Genomic DNA, 15,328 nt, shown 5'->3' with positions numbered 1-15,328 from the left:
GTTGCGACATCTTAAGGATTTTTTAACGATTCTTATTTAGAGCTTAATCAACGGCCTAAAGGCATGAGATCGGGGCGCAGTAAGTCCATTGAAGGAGTATCGGCCGGATGTCTTCGGACGGCCAGATGGGCACGCGTAAACAGGCGCCAGCGGAAGCCGCCGCCCGATTGCTGCAGGAAAGTTGGCCAGCACTGACCGTGCTGACGCCAGCCAGCCTCGGCTTGGGCAACGACACCCGCTCGACGATCCAGTTTCTCGAGATCGTGCAATCGCTCAGCGACTGCGGATTCCTCACCTATGAGGCGCTGCTGGTCCAGCCGGGCGGGCCCGCTGTCATTGATGCAGCGCTAACCGCGCGCGGTCGCGCCGCACTTGCGGCACGCACCTGGCCTGTCGACTGACGGCCAAATTCTATCGTAGTGGGGTGATGCGTGTCCGGCGGCTCAGTTGAGCTGCTGAACCGCTTCGGGCGCGCGTTCAGAAATCCCGGCGGCCAGCCAGCGCAGTGCGGCGATGTCGTCGCGGCAGAAGGCCCGCGCTTCCTTGCGCAGAACGGTCAGCATGCCGACCTGGCGATGCCCAGCACGAAGCGGCACGCTGATCTGGGAAATATAGCCATTGCGAAATGCAAGAGCAGGCTGGGCGAGCACGGCGTTCGGGATGGTTGCGTCCAGTCCCCGCTCGGAACGCGCAATCGTACCAACCCGGTCCATCCGAGCAATGGCAATATCGCCACCTACAAGCCCGAGCGCAGCCTCTGCCAGCTTGTCGAGATGGGACTTCGTCCAGGCATCCCCGATCAGGAAAGCATCCTCACGAAGAGGAGGCATCGCGACATCGATAGTTTCCGGACGCCCCGTCATTTTACTTACTCCCGTACAGCCCCCAGCGCCGATCTATGCGATCGCACCCCATTGTATCGATTACGGATATCTACCCAACGCGACTCTACGCACCCCACCGGGTTCGAGCATTACTAACAATAGTTAGTAATGTATTAACGCACCGGAGCCTGAAATGACTATGATCTCGGAAATGTTTAAATCTCAAATCAAATCCGGTCAGAAGACCGGTTTTTGTATCATTATGAGTAGATGGTATAACCAATAGCGGTTATCGAAAAGTTACCTCCCAGTTCGCTGAACCCGTTGACAAAAGCACCAACGCGAAAAAAGGCCAACCGTTTGCACAACGCAAAGGGCGCGCAAACCTTTCGGTCGCGCGCCCTGCAATTTGATAATCGGGAACCGATTTATTCGGCCGCCTGGGTCTCCGTACGGGTATCCCGGCGCTCGGCGATACGCGCCGACTTGCCGGTGCGGCCGCGCAGATAATAGAGCTTCGCACGACGCACGACACCGCGGCGGACGACTTCGATCGAATCGAGGTTCGGCGAATAGAGCGGGAACACGCGCTCGACGCCTTCGCCGAACGAGATCTTGCGAACGGTGAAGTTCGAACCCATGCCCTTGTTGGCGCGGGCGATGCACACGCCTTCGAAATTCTGCACGCGGGTACGCTCGCCTTCGACGACCTTCACGCCGACGCGAAGGGTGTCACCCGGACGGAATTCCGGAATCTTCTTGGCTTCGTTGAACTTGGCAATCTGCTCGGCTTCGAGCGTCTGGATGAGGTTCATCTCAGTCAGTCCCATTTTATCGCCGCGCGCCAGAGGGAGACTGAACCCGAACGCCCTCGTGGCGCTCCCAAAGGTCCGGCCTCCTTAGCCGTGTATCGCTCTCTGCCATGGCGCGTCGCCAGGCTTCGATCTTCGCATGATCCCCCGATCGCAGCACTTCGGGGATCGTGCGCCCTTCCCATTCGACAGGTCGGGTATATTGCGGATATTCGAGCAGCCCCGTTTCGAAGCTCTCGTCCATACCGCTGGAAGCGGCGCCCATTACGCCGGGAACAAGCCGAATGCAAGCGTCGAGCAGCGTCAGCGCCGCCATTTCGCCACCGGAAAGGATATAGTCGCCAATCGAGACTTCCTCGATGTCGCGTGCCTCGAAGATTCGCTCGTCAAATCCCTCGAAGCGGCCGCACAGCACAATGGCCCCCGGCCCTGCCGCCAGCGCCCGCACCCGATCCTGCGTCAGCGGCCGCCCGCGCGGCGTCATCGCCAGCAGCGGCCTCCCCTCCCGCGCCACGCTGTCGATGGCGGCGGCAACCACATCGGCGCGCAGGACCATTCCCGCCCCGCCGCCCGCCGGCGTATCGTCGACCGAGCGATGCTTGTCGGTGGCGAAATCGCGGATCTGCACTGCCTCCAGCGACCACAGTCCTTCGCGCAGGCCACGCCCGGCGAGCGAAATGCCAAGCGGCCCGGGAAACATTTCCGGGTACAGCGTCAATATGGTGGCGGCGAAGGTCACAGCGTCCAGTTCTCGATTTTCAGGCCCGGGATGTCGGCGAAATCCCGTTCATTGTTGGTGATGAGCGTCAGCCCGGCCGCCAGCGCCTGCGCGGCGATCAGCCGGTCGAGCCTTGCCCGCCGGAACGGCAGCCGAGCATAGGCCTCCGCAGCGGCGGCGTCGAAGGGTAAGGCCTGCACGAGCCGGAAAAACCGTTCGACGACGAGCCGCCCCGCAGCGTCGCTTTCCGGCACCCCGCGCAACACTTCCGCCATCACGATGGTGGAACTGACAACGGAACCCTTTGCCTGTGCCTCTACCGCCCTCGCGGCCCGCCCTTGCGCGTCGTTGAGGATGTAAATGCAAATGTTGGTGTCGAGAAGAAAGCAGGGTTCAGCCATCGCGCCGCAGCTTGCGCCCTTCCCAATCGAGTTCCCGCTCCTCTAATTCGCGATCCTCAGGGGGTATCGGCTTCAGCCACGGCAGTGCGCCGGCGATGCCGGTAAGGTCGATCTTCTCCTCGCTATCCACCGGCTCGACCGAAAAGCCACGGCGCTCCTCGCGCAGCACGACTTCGGCGCCCTCTTTCAGGCCAAGCGCCTTGGGCAGGCGCAGCGCCAGCGAATTGCCCGACTTGAAGATCCTGGCGCGATATTCCTCGCCCATATGCCGCCTCCGTATATACGGCATGTATATACGCGGCCGCCAAAAGGCAATGCTCAGAACCAGTCCTCGATCCGTAGCCCCGGCACCTTGCGAAAATCGCCGGCATTGTGCGTCACCAATGTTGCGCCCAGCGCCAGCGCATGCGCGGCAATCAAGCGGTCGTACCGCCCCCGCGCCAAACGCGCCGCCGGAAAGCTACGCGCGGCCTCTGCATCGAAGGCGGCGACCGGCACCTTCTCCAGCAGCGCTTCCAGCGCCGCGAGCCCCGCCGCCCCACCTCGCGCAGCGCCGTCGATCAGTTCGGCATGGCTGATCGACGAGATCGCGATCGTCCCCCGCTCCGCCGCTGCAATCCGTCGCGCGACCGGCGCGCCGTCGCCCTGCAGCAGGCGAATGCAGACACAGGTATCGAGCAGATAGTCAGGTGCAGCCATATGCCGCCTCTAGCATCCCGGCCGGGAACCTGTCCCCTCCCCCGCGCGCTCGCACCGCATGGACGATTGCATCATCATCGGCGGCGGCCCGGCGGGGCTGACCGCTGCCATCTATCTCGCCCGCTTTCACCTGAAGATCCGCCTGTTCGATTGCGGATCGAGCCGCGCCGCGCTGATCCCCTGCACCCGCAACCATGCAGGTTATCCTGACGGCATTTCGGGCATCGACCTGCTGGGGCTGATGCGCACCCAGGCCGAGAAATATGGCGCCGTGCGCGAGGCAGCCAAGGTGACGAGGCTGGAGGTGCTGGACGAAGGCTTCCGCGTCGCAATCGGCGAACGAGAGGCAAGTGCGCGGGCGGTGCTGCTGGCAACCGGCGTGATCAATCACCGCCCGGATATGCCCGATGCCTTGCACGACGCAGCACTCGCCCGCGGCCTGATCCGTTATTGCCCGGTCTGCGATGGCTATGAAGTTACCGACAGGCGCGTGGCTGTCCTCGGCACCGGCATGCACGGCGCGCGCGAGGCACTGTTCGTGCGCAGCTTCACGCGGGACGTGACGCTGATCGCGCCGGACCGCCACGACCTGCCCCCGGACCAGATCGCGCAGCTCGACGCTGCCGGAATTGAACGGATCGACGGTCCCGTAACCGGCTGGGCGATCGAAGAGGACCAACTGGCGCTTTCCACGCCGCGGGGACGCATGCGCTTCGACAGCCTTTACCCGGCCCTCGGCTCACACATCCGCTCGGAACTGGCGGTAGCGGCGGGCGCGCGGGCCGATCCCAGCGGCTGCCTGGAGGTGGACGATCACCAGCGCACCTCCCTCCCCGGCCTGTTCGCGGCGGGCGACGTCGCCAGGGGACTCGACCAGATCAGCCATGCGATGGGCGAAGCAGGCGTCGCCGCGACGACGATCCGGAACATGCTGCACGCGCAGCAGCCGCTGCGGCGTTAGCTGCTGCAACCGCCACAACCACCGCCGCCACAGCCGCCCCCGCCACAGCCGCTGCTGCTTCCGGCGCCGGTATCACCGCCGGCGGTACGAAGCCGATGGAGCGCCTCCCAGCCGGAGCCGATCAGCACCGCCGTGCCGAACAGCGCGACGCCGAGCGCGGCCTCCCCGGCGGTGGGGGCACGCCGCAAGCGATCATGGCGCACACGCGCCTCCTCCAGGGTGGCGCTGCCGGCAAGCGTGCGCCGGTCCGTGCCGGCAAAGCGGATCACCGCGATCACTATGGTAAGGATAAGGGCGAGCGCCAGAAAGCCGACAGGGCGCCCGCGCGCTTCGCCGATCATCAATTTGATCAGGCCGAAACCGGCCAGCAGCAGGAACGGCATCGCCCGCGCCAGGCGGAGCTGCCATAGCGCGTGATCCTGCATCAGCAGCCCGCGCGCCACCAGCCGCGCCCGAATGGATCGCCCGCTATCGCGCAGCGCCCGCTCGACAGCCGGCCAGCGCAAGGGCGCGGGCAAGGCCCGAAGCGTGCGGACGGTCGCGCTTCCCGAGGCGTTGGCGGCAACGGCAAGTTCGTTCTTGCCGCGCACGATCAGTTGCCCCGTCGATAGCAGATCCGCGGCGACAACCTCGCTATGGCGGGGCAAGTCTCCTGCCAGCACCGCGATTTCCTCGGGCGTCAGGCTGCCCGAAAACTGCCCTTCCGGCCGCAGCCGCTGCGACAACCAATTGCTGGCAAACCAGGCCAGTACGAACAGGGCCGCATAGAGTGTGAGAAACGGCCCGCCGGAAAGATCGAAGGGTCCTGGTGACATAGGTCATCCACTCCCATGGAGGAATAGCCCGACGAGGAGGATCGCCAGCACTGCCGCAATGACTAAGGCAAGCGCCAGCGCCAACCGCCGGGGCACGATGATTGCGTCGCGCAAATGCACGCGGCGCGCCTTGTGGTCCTGGTTCAGCCGCCGCCCCGCGTCGGGCCACAGGTCCGCAGGCGGCGTGCCGAAAACGTGCTCATAGCTGCGTAGCGTTTCGGCATATTGCAGGAAGAAACGGTGCTGCTCATCCGCCCCGCCGGCGGTCGGGCCGTGGTGCAGCGGCCGGCCGAGCACGTGCGGGCAGAACCGCTCCCAATAATCGCGGGTGTACGTCAGGTGCAGGTGCCACACCTGATCGACTGCATCAGACGGCGTGACGGCATGGCCGCAAGTGACCGCCAGAAAGCAGAAACGGCGATATTCCTCAATCGCCCGCGCGGCAAAGGCCGGGGACCAGCCATTTTCGCGCGCTAGCCGTTCCGCAAAGGACAGTTCTGCGTGTTCAGGGCCGATTTGGTAATGGGAAAGCGCATTCCAGACCGGATGGTCGGTAGCGATTGTGAGCGGGCCCTTGGGCGCATGCATCTATTTCCCAGTATCACACTAGGAAATTGTCGTCCAGCCTATTCCACAAATGCGGTAGCGACGACGAGCCGTTCGTCATTCCAACTCGGCACCGCTTCGGGCCGCATCGGCACCATGAAGCGCTTGCCGTCGGGGCGCTCGATTTCGATCACGTCGCCCGCGCCATAATCATCGATCGCGACGACCCGGCCGAGCGCCGCGCCATCCTCGCCCAGCACGGGGAGGTCGAGCAGGTCGACATGATAATATTCGCCCTCGCCGAGCAGCGGCAGGGCGGAACGCGGCACCGTCAATGTGGTCCCGCGCAGCGCCTCGGCGGCATTGCGGTCGCTCACTTCGGCGAACCGGGCGATGGCACCGTTCGGGCCATCGCGCAGCGCCTTGAGCGTCAGCGTGCCGCCATTGAAGCGTTTGTGCGCCGCCAGATCTTCGGCAAACACCTTAAGCCGCACCTCACCCGCAATGCCGTGCGCGCCGATCACGGCGGCAAGCGTCACCGGGCGATCGCCGCGGCGCGAAGGGGATGAGGGTTCGGGCATGATGTAGCGAACGCGCGACGCATAAGGCGTCCCTCCCGCGCGCGGCGGGAGGGAATGTCAGCCTCAGGCCTCGGCAGCTTCTTCGGCCGGTGCGGCAGCGGCTTCGGCAGCGGCCTTGGCCTTCTCGGCGCGCTCTTCCGCGCGTTCCTTGGCCTTTTCGCCCGGGACCGCCTTGTTCGGGTTGTTGCGGGCCGCACGCTCCTTGATGCCCACGGCGTCGAGGAAGCGCAGGACGCGATCGGTCGGCTGGGCGCCGACGCTCAGCCAGTACTTGGCGCGCTCGCCGTCCAGCTTCACGCGCTCGGGCGAATCCTTGGCGAGCAGCGGGTTATAGGTGCCGATCTTCTCGATGAACTTGCCGTCACGGGGCGCACGGGCGTCAGCAACGACGATCCGGTAGTACGGGCGCTTCTTGGAGCCGCCGCGCGACAGACGCATGGAGAGAGCCATTCTACTTCACTTCCTTCTTGAGATACAGTTGAAACCAGTTGAACTAATTTACTTCTTCTTCAGCAAATTTTCGAAGCCAGGGGGCAGTTTCGCGCCACCGGGAAGACCCGGCAGGCCCGCGCCCACCTTGTCCATCATGTCGCCGATCTCGGCGCCGCCCAGCGCATTACCGATGCCGCCCATGCCGCCGCCGGGGCCGCCCTTGCCCAGCATGCCGAGCATGCCCTTCAGCCCGCCCATCTTCTTCAGCCGCTTCATCGCGGTCTGCATCTCCTGATGCATCTTGATGAGCTTGTTGACGTCCTGCACGGTCAGCCCGCTGCCCTTGGCGATGCGGATCTTGCGCTTGGCGTTGAGCAGTTCGGGCTTGGCGCGTTCCTTGGGCGTCATCGATCCGATGATCGCGTCCATGCGGATCAGCACCTTGTCGCCGCCGACCTGATCGACCGCCGCCTGCGCCTTCTTCATGCCGGGGATCATCCCTGCCAGCGCACCCAGCCCGCCCATCCTGCGCATCTGCGCCAGCTGCGCGCGCAGGTCGTTCATATCGAACTGGCCCTTGGCGAGCCGGTTCGCCATGCGTTCGGCATCTTCCTGCTCGATCGCGGCCGCGGCCTTTTCGACCAGGCTGACGACGTCACCCATGCCCAGGATGCGGCCGGCTACGCGCTTCGGGTGGAACGGCTCGATCTGGTCGAGCTTTTCGCCCATGCCGGCGAACTTGATCGGCTTGCCGGTAACGGCGCGCATCGACAGCGCCGCACCGCCGCGGGCATCGCCGTCCATCCGCGTCAGGATCACGCCGGTCAGCGGCACCTGTTCGGAGAAGTTGCTGGCGACGTTCACGGCGTCCTGGCCGGTCAGCGAATCGACGACCAGCAGGATTTCCTGCGGCTTGGAGATGTCGGCGACCGCCTTCATCTCGTCCATCAGCGCCTGGTCAACGTGCAGACGGCCCGCAGTGTCGAGCATCAGCACGTCGAAGCCCTGGAGCTTCGCCGACTGGAGCGCGCGGCGGGCGATGTCGACCGGCTGCTGGCCCGCGACGATCGGCAGCGTCGTCACTTCGGTCTGGGTGCCGAGCACGGCCAGCTGTTCCTGCGCGGCCGGACGGTTCACGTCCAGCGACGCCATCATCACCTTCTTGCCCTGCTTCTTCAGCAGCTTGGCCAGCTTGGCGGTGGTGGTGGTTTTGCCCGAGCCCTGCAGACCGACCAGCATGATGACGGCCGGCGGAGTAACGTCGATCGCCAGTTCGGCGGTGTCGGCGCCCAGCATGTCGACCAGCGCATCATGGACGATCTTGACGACCTGCTGCCCCGGCGTGACCGAACGCAGCACCTGCTGGCCAACGGCCTGCTCGGTTACCTTGTCGACGAAATCACGGGCGACGGGCAGCGCGACGTCGGCTTCCAGAAGCGCCACGCGTACTTCGCGCATCGCGGTCCGGACATCGGCCTCGGCGAGCGCGCCACGCCCGCGCAAGCGTTCAAAGACGCCGCCCAGCCGATCGCTCAAACTCTCGAACATGATGCCCAGATCACTCCAAATTCAGTCTCGTACCGCCAAACGCAAAACACGCCGGCGGACGAAACCTCGTCGGCCGGCGTCACCCCTTGGGGTGGCAAATGTCGCGCGTTCACCAGGAACGGTTGCGCTGGCCTTTAGACGCAGCCCCCGGCGATTGCAAGCGCTACGGGTTTAACCTGATCTACACTCTCGCCATGGGAGAAGGCCCCATTCAAATCCTTGGGGGATGTCCTCCGGCAATGGCGCTGGCTTTAGACGAAGATCTTGATCGGCAGGAAACACGGCGCTCCGGTATTATAGCCGGTGCGACGAGCGTAGCGGCGATTCTTCTGTTCGTCGGCACGGGAAGCGCCGTGCTGTCGAAGACGCTGCAGCATTATGCGGAGGGTACGCCCCCCGCAGACCGCACGCTGGTGATCGCGCTGCTTCTCAATGTCGCGCTGATCCTGTTCGGCTGGCGCCGTCACCATGCGCTGAGCATGGAAGTGGAAATGCGCGCCGCAGCGGAGGAGCGCGCGCAGCATCTTGCCAGCCGCGATCCGCTGACCGGTTTCCTCAACCGCCGCAGCCTGGCCGAAGAAGGCGCTGCCATGTTCCTCCGCGCGGAACGGCGGCGCAAGGCGATGGCGATGATCGTGCTCGATCTCGACCATTTCAAATCGGTCAACGACATGCACGGCCACCCGGTCGGCGATTCGCTGCTGCGCGCGGTTGCCGGCGAAATCGCCGGCGCCCTACCGCCGGTGGCGCTCACCGCGCGGCTGGGCGGTGACGAATTCGCCTGCGCCTTCCTGTTCGACCCCGGCGAACCCGCAACCGTCGAGCGAGTCGCCGAACGCCTGGTCTGCCGCATGGCACAGCCTTTCGAGGCGGAAGGGCTGCGCCTGCACATCAGCTGCTCGGTCGGCGTCGCCCGCAGCGATTTCGACTGCGCCAGCATCGACGCGCTGATCCGCTCGGCCGACATCGCCATGTACCAGGCGAAAAAGACCGGCCGGAACCGCTATGCCTGGTTCGATCAGTCGATGGAGCGCGAGCTGCAGACGCGCAACGAGCTGGAAAGCGGGCTGCGCCTGGCCATTCCACGCCAGCAGATCGTGCCCTATTTCGAACAGCAGATCGATCTCCCCTCCGGCCGGCTGCACGGCTTCGAAGTGCTCGCGCGCTGGGAACACCCGACCCGCGGCACGATCAGCCCCGAACTGTTCATTCCCATCGCCGAGGAAACGGGCATGATCGGCGACATGTCGCTGTCGATCATGCAACAGGCATTCCTCGCCGCGCGCGACTGGGATCCGGCATTGTCGCTGTCGGTGAACATTTCGCCTTGGCAGCTACGCGACGCCTGGCTGGCGCAGAAGATCATCAAGGTGCTGACCGAGACCGGCTTTCCTGCCAACCGGCTGGAAGTCGAGATCACCGAAAGCTCGCTGTTCGACAATCTCCCGCTGGCCCAGTCGATCGTCGGCAGCCTGAAGAACCAGGGCGTTCGCCTGGCGCTCGACGATTTCGGCACCGGCTATTCGTCGCTTGCCCATTTGCGCGCCCTGCCCTTCGACCGGATCAAGATCGACAAGAGCTTCGTCACCTCGCTCAACCAGAGCGCGGATTCGGCGGCAATCGTCAACGCGATCGTCCGGCTTGGGGAAAGCCTGAACCTGCCGGTCACCGCCGAAGGCGTGGAAGACGGGGCGATCGAGGAACGGCTGCGTGCGCTCGGCTGCGCCAAGGCACAGGGCTGGCATTATGGCCGCCCGCTCTCCATCGCGAGCGTGCGCCGTTTGCTCGCCGAACGCCGCCTGATCCTGCAGGCAGCCGCGCCCGAAAGGCCACGCCCGGTCGTTACCGACGCCGCTACCAGCCGACGCCAGGCTGGCTGAGCCAGGCTTTCTCCTCGGGCGTCGAGTCGCGCCCGAGCGCGGCATTGCGCGTGGGGAAACGCCCGAACCGCGCAATCACCTCGGCATGTTCACGGGCATAGGCCAGCGGCTGTGCCAGCCCCAGCCCGGTAAAGCATTCCAGGCTGCGCGCCTGCAGCACCGGGTCCTCGGCATGCTCGAACGGCAGATACAGAAACTGGCGCCGCTCTGCGGGCATGTCGCGGTCCCAGCCCATCTCCACCGCCTCGCTGGCCAGCCGCTGCGCCAGCGGGTCGGCAGCGAAGGCCGCGGCCTTGCCGCGATGGATGTTGCGGGAAAACTGGTCGAGCAGGATCACCGCCGCCAGCAGCGTGTCGGGCGCCGTGTCCCACCCCGCCGCGCGGCGCGCCAGCACCGTGTCGCGCAGCTTGCCGAAGCGCCGGGCGATCTCCGCATCCAGCGTGTCGCATTTGGCAAACCATTGTTCGGGCATGAGCGCGTCGAACCAAAAGGCCAGCACCAACGCTGCCTTCGCGTGGACTTCTGCGGTCGGCGTCTCTAGATCGCTCGCCAATGTCGCTCTCCTCGCCCCTCATCCTTAACATGGGTTGCCGGCTGAACCTAGCCGAAGGCGAGTCGATCCGCGCACTGCTGGCGGACCGTGACGCCATCGTGGTGAACAGTTGTGCCGTAACGTCCGAGGCCGTCAAACAGACCCGGCAGGCGATCCGTCGTGCCCGGCGCGAACGGCCCGATGCCGAACTGGTCGTCACCGGTTGCGCGGCGCAGATCGACCCGGCCGGTTTCGCCGCCATGCCCGAGGTGGACCGGGTGATCGGCAATGCCGAAAAACTGCTGCCCGCCGCCTGGGCGAACGAAGCGCGGGTGCAGGTGCAGGACATTATGGCCGTGCGCGACACCGCGCCGCATCTGGCCGCCAGCTTCTCCACCCATGCCCGCGCGTTCGTGGAGGTGCAGAATGGCTGCGACCATCGCTGCACCTTCTGCGTGATCCCGCAGGGGCGCGGCAACAGCCGCTCCGTGCCCGCGGGCGCCGTGATCGACCGGATCGCCGCGCTGGCCGAGGCGCATGGCGAAGTGGTGCTGACCGGGGTGGACCTCACCAGCTACGGCCATGATCTGCCGGGCAGCCCGACGCTGGGAACCTTGGTCGAGCGCATCCTGCGCCATGTACCCCGGCTAAGGCGGCTGCGGCTCTCCTCGCTCGACGGCATCGAAGTCGACGACCGGCTGTTTGCGCTGCTGACGCAGGAACCGCGGGTGATGCCGCATGTCCATCTCTCGCTGCAGGCCGGCGACGACATGATCCTCAAGCGGATGAAGCGCCGCCACAGCCGCGTCCAGTCGGTGGCGCTCGCCGAGCGACTGCGCGCCGCCCGGCCCGACATCGCGATCGGCGCCGACCTGATCGCCGGCTTCCCGACCGAGGATGAGGCGATGTTCGCCAACACGCTCGCGCTGATCGGCGATTGCGGCGTGGTACATGCGCACATCTTCCCCTATAGCCCGCGCCCGGGCACACCCGCTGCGCGGATGCCCCAAGTGGCGCCGGCCGTGGTGCGGGAACGTGCGGCGCGGCTGCGCGCGGCGGCTGCGGCGGAACGCGCGCGCTGGCTCGCGGGTCTGGTGGGCAGCCGCCAGCAGATTCTGGTGGAGCGACCGGGCGACCGGGGCCATGCCGGCAATTTCGCTGAAGTGCGCCTCACTGCCCCCGCCCCGATTGGAGATATTGTGGACGTGACGATTGCAGGCGTGTTGGACGGAAGGCTGGCGGCATGAGCGGGACGAGCTGGCACGAAAGACTGCTCGGCGGCTTTCGCAAGACGTCGGACCGGCTGCTGGGCAACCTTGCCGGCCTTTCTGGCGCGCGGCTCGACGACGCGACGCTCGATGAGATCGAAGAAGCGCTGATCGCCTCCGATCTTGGCCCCGCCACGGCGGCACGGGTCCGCGCGCGGCTGGCCGAAGGGCAGTTTGAGCGCAACATGGAAGAGCTGGGCATCCGCCTGGTCGTTGCCGAGGAAATCGCCAAGGTGCTCGAACCGGTGGCAAAGCCGCTGGAGATCGAAGCATTTCCGCGCCCGCAGGTAATCCTGGTCATCGGCGTCAACGGATCGGGCAAGACGACGACCATCGCCAAGCTCGCCAATCGCCTGCTCGACCAGGATTACAGCGTGATGCTGGCCGCCGGCGACACGTTCCGCGCCGCCGCGATCGGCCAGCTCAAGACCTGGGCGGAGCGGATCGGCGTGCCGATCGTCTCCGGCGCCGAAGGTGGCGACGCCGCGGGCATCGTGTTCGAGGCCGTGAAGCGCGCGACCGAGATCGGTACCGACGTGCTGATCGTCGATACCGCCGGGCGCCTGCAGAACAAGCGCGAGCTGATGGACGAACTGGCCAAGGTTCGCCGCGTGCTCGGCCGCCTCAACCCGGCGGCGCCGCACGACGTGGTGCTGGTGCTCGACGCCACCACCGGCCAGAACGCGCTCAACCAGATCGAGGTGTTCAAGGAAGTTGCGGGCGTCACTGGCCTGGTGATGACCAAGCTCGACGGCACCGCGCGCGGCGGCGTGCTGGTCGCGGCGGCGGAGAAATACGGCCTGCCGATTCACGCGATCGGGGTCGGCGAAAAGGTCGACGACCTGCGCCCGTTCGATGCCAACGAAGTCGCCCGCATCATCGCCGGCGTGGAGGAACTGACCCGTGGCTGAGCCGCAGAGCCCCCGCCCCGCCCCCCAGCCCGGCCTGCGCATGGCGCTCGATTTCGGGCCGCTGCTCCTCTTCTTCGCGGTGAACGCCCTGGCCCATGGGCCGGCACTTGCGCGCGCACTGACCGCGACGCTCGCCTTCATGGTCGCGATGGCGATCGCACTGGCGGTTTCGTGGTGGAAGACACGGCATATCTCGCCAATGTTGTGGATCACCGCCGCGCTGGTGCTCGTATTCGGCGGGCTGACGCTCTATTTTCACGATCAGGCCTTCATCCAGATGAAGCCGACCTTCGTCTACGCGATGTTCGCGCTGATCCTGGGCTATGGCCTGATCGCCGACAAGCCGCTGCTCCAGATGCTGCTGGAAGCCGCCTATCCCGGCCTGAGCGCAAAGGGGTGGCGGCTGCTGACCATCAACTGGACGGCATTTTTCGTGGCGATGGCGATCCTGAACGAGGTCATGCGGCAGTGGCTGACCTGGGATCACTGGGTGGCGTTAAAGACCTGGGGCGTGATTCCGCTCACGCTGGTATTCGCGGCCGCCAATATCCCGATGCTGCTCCGCCACGGACTGCAGCTCGAAAAGCCAGAAGACGTTCCGCTGCCGCCGGAAGGCTGAAGCGAGAATGGGCGTTCCGCACCACCCCGCATCCTATCGCGCGGTGCGGGCGGCAAATGGTCTGCGCCGGCAGATCCGGTCGAGCAGCCTGTGGTTTCTGGTGCTGGCAGTTGCCGTCGGTGCCGCCGCCAGCTTCGCGGCAATTGCGATCGGTCAGTCGGCCCGCGGGCTGCAGCGGCTGCTATTCGGCCTGAACATCGGCGAACATCTGAGCGCAGCAAGCCATCTCGCCCCGTTGCGCCTGCTTGCCCTTCCCGTGGGCGGCGCGCTGCTCGGCGCGACCTTGTGGCTGCTCCGCCGCCGCAAGACGATCGACGTGGTCGAGGCGAATGCGCTGCACGGCGGCCGCATCCCCGCACGCGACACGGCCACGGTGGTGGGGCAGACGCTGATTTCGAACGGCTTCGGTGCTTCGGTGGGCCTGGAGGCCGCCTATGCCCAGGCCGGCGGTGGCATCGCATCCCTGCTCGGCCAGCGGCTGAAGCTGCGCCGCGCCGATCTGCGCACGCTGATGGCGGCAGGTGCCGGTGCAGGGCTGGGCGCCGCCTTTGGTGCCCCGCTTACCGGCGCCTTCTATGCCTTTGAGGTTGTGCTGGGCGCCTATACACCCGCGACCGTCGCGCCGGTGGTGCTGGCCTCGCTGACCGGCGCATTGATCGCGCGGGCGCTCGGCATCGCCCCCTATGTCATTAGCGCAGGCGGCACGCATCCGATGAACTCTGCCGACTATGCCCTGTACGGACTGCTCGGCCTGTGCTGCGCCGGCTTCGGCATTGCGCTGATGCGACTGGTCTCACTGGTGGAAGGCAGCGTGCGGCGCACTGCCCTGCCGCCGGCGCTGGCACCGCTGATCGGCGGCCTGTTGTTGATGCCGCTCGCACTTGCCTCGCCGCAAGTGCTGTCGAGCGGGCATGGCGCGCTCAACCTGAATCTGGCAGCGCAAGCGACGATCCTGTCACTGGGCATCGCCATCCTGCTGAAACTGCTCGCCTCGGCGGTTTCGCTCGGCTTCGGTTTTCGCGGCGGCCTGTTCTTCGCTTCGCTGTTCCTCGGCAGCCTGGTCGGCCGCTTCTATCAGCTCGTTCTGGCGCAGGTTCCGCATCTCCATCCGCTGGTGGCGGACGACGCCGCCGTCGTCGGCATGGCGGCGCTGGCGGTCGCGGTGGTGGGCGGCCCCATCACCATGGCCCTGCTGGTGCTGGAAGTGACGCATGATTTCTCGATCACGGGCGTCGCCATCGCCGCTTCGCTGATCGCGAGCACGATCGTCCGCGAACTGTTCGGATACAGCTTCTCGACCTGGCGGCTGCATTTGCGCGGCGAGACGCTGCGCAGCGGCCGCGATGTCGGTTGGGTGCGCGCCCTCACCGCAGCCCGCATGATGCGCAGCGATATTGCGCAGATTGCGGCGGATACCGGCGTTGCCGCCTTCCGAAAGCGATTTCCGCTAGGCTCCACCAAGCGCGTGGTGCTGCTCGACAACGCCGGCCGCTATGCAGGCATCGCCGAGACCGCCGATTTGTGGAGCCCGGCGGCCGATGCCGTCGCGCAAGTGGGTGCGCTGGCCAAGCTGAGCGACACCGCGCTCGCCCCGGGGATGAACATTGCCGAGGTGCTGGAAGCCTTTGACGCCAGCGTTGCCGACGATCTGGCCGTGCTGTCGCCGGACGGCATGGTGCTGGGCCTGATCACCGAGCGTCACGCCCGGCGTCGCTATGCCGAAGAGCTGGAGAAGGCCCAGCGGGAATTGTACGGGGAAAGTTGAGGCAGAACCATCACCC

General features: G+C 65.9%; 19 protein-coding genes. 7 read left to right on the top strand and 12 right to left on the bottom strand.

Translation table 11 applies throughout. The features are described 5' to 3' along the window. The first annotated feature begins 107 nt into the window (after positions 1-107). Positions 108-401 carry a hypothetical protein gene (locus ACT53K_RS04470; protein WP_476227356.1) on the top strand — a complete coding sequence of 98 codons (294 nt, stop codon included), beginning with the start codon at positions 108-110 and terminating at the stop codon, positions 399-401. Between the two features lie 42 nt (positions 402-443). Here ACT53K_RS04470 and ACT53K_RS04465 read toward each other — a convergent pair whose 3' ends face one another. The 6 genes from ACT53K_RS04465 to ACT53K_RS04440 form a co-directional block, all read right to left on the bottom strand. Next, positions 444-863 (bottom strand): hypothetical protein, encoded by a 420-nt coding sequence (locus tag ACT53K_RS04465; RefSeq protein ID WP_476227355.1) that lies wholly within the window; start codon positions 861-863, stop codon positions 444-446. A gap of 389 nt (positions 864-1,252) precedes the next feature. Then, positions 1,253-1,639, bottom strand: coding sequence for a 50S ribosomal protein L19 (gene rplS / locus ACT53K_RS04460; protein WP_476227966.1), 387 nt, complete (start codon positions 1,637-1,639; stop codon positions 1,253-1,255). A 16-nt stretch (positions 1,640-1,655) separates the two neighbouring features. Next, positions 1,656-2,375, bottom strand: coding sequence for a tRNA (guanosine(37)-N1)-methyltransferase TrmD (gene trmD, locus ACT53K_RS04455; protein WP_476227354.1), 720 nt, complete (start codon positions 2,373-2,375; stop codon positions 1,656-1,658). Further along, positions 2,372-2,755, bottom strand: coding sequence for a PIN domain-containing protein (locus ACT53K_RS04450; RefSeq protein WP_476227353.1), 384 nt, complete (start codon positions 2,753-2,755; stop codon positions 2,372-2,374). Before ACT53K_RS04450 ends, trmD begins: the two co-directional genes overlap by 4 nt. Then, positions 2,748-3,020, bottom strand: a complete 273-nt coding sequence (locus ACT53K_RS04445) for an AbrB/MazE/SpoVT family DNA-binding domain-containing protein (protein ID WP_476227352.1) — start codon at positions 3,018-3,020, stop codon at positions 2,748-2,750. Before ACT53K_RS04445 ends, ACT53K_RS04450 begins: the two co-directional genes overlap by 8 nt. A gap of 53 nt (positions 3,021-3,073) precedes the next feature. After that, a complete protein-coding gene (locus ACT53K_RS04440) occupies positions 3,074-3,454 on the bottom strand; it encodes a PIN domain-containing protein (RefSeq protein ID WP_476227351.1) in 381 nt (126 codons plus the stop codon). Positions 3,455-3,512: 58 nt separating this feature from the next. Here ACT53K_RS04440 and ACT53K_RS04435 point away from each other — a divergent pair, with 58 nt between their 5' ends. Beyond that, complete coding sequence (locus ACT53K_RS04435; protein ID WP_476227350.1) at positions 3,513-4,415, top strand: NAD(P)/FAD-dependent oxidoreductase; 903 nt, start codon at positions 3,513-3,515, stop codon at positions 4,413-4,415. Here ACT53K_RS04435 and ACT53K_RS04430 read toward each other — a convergent pair. The 5 genes from ACT53K_RS04430 to ffh form a co-directional block, all read right to left on the bottom strand. Beyond that, entirely contained in the window at positions 4,412-5,230 is an 819-nt protein-coding gene (locus tag ACT53K_RS04430; RefSeq protein WP_476227349.1) for a TIGR04222 domain-containing membrane protein, read from the bottom strand. The two genes, ACT53K_RS04435 and ACT53K_RS04430, sit on opposite strands and share 4 nt — an antisense overlap. Positions 5,231-5,233: 3 nt before the next feature. Next, positions 5,234-5,818, bottom strand: coding sequence for a glycine-rich domain-containing protein (locus ACT53K_RS04425; RefSeq protein ID WP_476227348.1), 585 nt, complete (start codon positions 5,816-5,818; stop codon positions 5,234-5,236). 38 nt (positions 5,819-5,856) lie between these two features. After that, positions 5,857-6,357 (bottom strand): ribosome maturation factor RimM, encoded by a 501-nt coding sequence (gene rimM, locus ACT53K_RS04420; RefSeq protein WP_476227347.1) that lies wholly within the window; start codon positions 6,355-6,357, stop codon positions 5,857-5,859. Between the two features lie 63 nt (positions 6,358-6,420). Further along, positions 6,421-6,795, bottom strand: a complete 375-nt coding sequence (gene rpsP / locus ACT53K_RS04415) for a 30S ribosomal protein S16 (protein ID WP_476227346.1) — start codon at positions 6,793-6,795, stop codon at positions 6,421-6,423. A gap of 60 nt (positions 6,796-6,855) precedes the next feature. Next, positions 6,856-8,337, bottom strand: a complete 1,482-nt coding sequence (gene ffh / locus ACT53K_RS04410; protein WP_476227345.1) for a signal recognition particle protein — start codon at positions 8,335-8,337, stop codon at positions 6,856-6,858. Between the two features lie 239 nt (positions 8,338-8,576). On the opposite strand from ffh, the gene ACT53K_RS04405 reads away from it, so the two are divergent. Further along, positions 8,577-10,217 carry a putative bifunctional diguanylate cyclase/phosphodiesterase gene (locus ACT53K_RS04405; RefSeq protein ID WP_476227344.1) on the top strand — a complete coding sequence of 547 codons (1,641 nt, stop codon included), beginning with the start codon at positions 8,577-8,579 and terminating at the stop codon, positions 10,215-10,217. Here the strand turns inward: ACT53K_RS04405 and ACT53K_RS04400 are convergent. Further along, on the bottom strand, positions 10,192-10,770 hold the full coding sequence (locus ACT53K_RS04400; RefSeq protein WP_476227343.1) for a DUF924 family protein: 579 nt from the start codon (positions 10,768-10,770) through the stop codon (positions 10,192-10,194). The two genes, ACT53K_RS04405 and ACT53K_RS04400, sit on opposite strands and share 26 nt — an antisense overlap. Here ACT53K_RS04400 and mtaB point away from each other — a divergent pair. Genes mtaB through ACT53K_RS04380 form a run of 4 tightly spaced genes read left to right on the top strand, consistent with a single transcriptional unit; the run spans position 10,770 to position 15,312 of the window. After that, positions 10,770-11,996 carry a tRNA (N(6)-L-threonylcarbamoyladenosine(37)-C(2))-methylthiotransferase MtaB gene (mtaB, locus tag ACT53K_RS04395; protein WP_476227342.1) on the top strand — a complete coding sequence of 409 codons (1,227 nt, stop codon included), beginning with the start codon at positions 10,770-10,772 and terminating at the stop codon, positions 11,994-11,996. The genes ACT53K_RS04400 and mtaB overlap by 1 nt on opposite strands. Further along, positions 11,993-12,928 carry a signal recognition particle-docking protein FtsY gene (gene ftsY, locus ACT53K_RS04390; RefSeq protein WP_476227341.1) on the top strand — a complete coding sequence of 312 codons (936 nt, stop codon included), beginning with the start codon at positions 11,993-11,995 and terminating at the stop codon, positions 12,926-12,928. Before mtaB ends, ftsY begins: the two co-directional genes overlap by 4 nt. Then, the gene (locus ACT53K_RS04385; protein ID WP_476227340.1) at positions 12,921-13,547 is read left to right on the top strand and encodes a septation protein A; all 627 of its coding nucleotides are present in this window, start codon (positions 12,921-12,923) and stop codon (positions 13,545-13,547) included. Before ftsY ends, ACT53K_RS04385 begins: the two co-directional genes overlap by 8 nt. Positions 13,548-13,554: 7 nt before the next feature. After that, positions 13,555-15,312: a chloride channel protein gene (locus ACT53K_RS04380; protein ID WP_476227339.1), complete on the top strand. Its 1,758-nt coding sequence runs from the start codon at positions 13,555-13,557 to the stop codon at positions 15,310-15,312. Positions 15,313-15,328: the final 16 nt, after the last annotated feature.

Source organism: Sphingomonas sp. DMC8, assembly GCF_056314185.1.
This window is presented reverse-complemented; position numbering and strand designations above follow the sequence as displayed.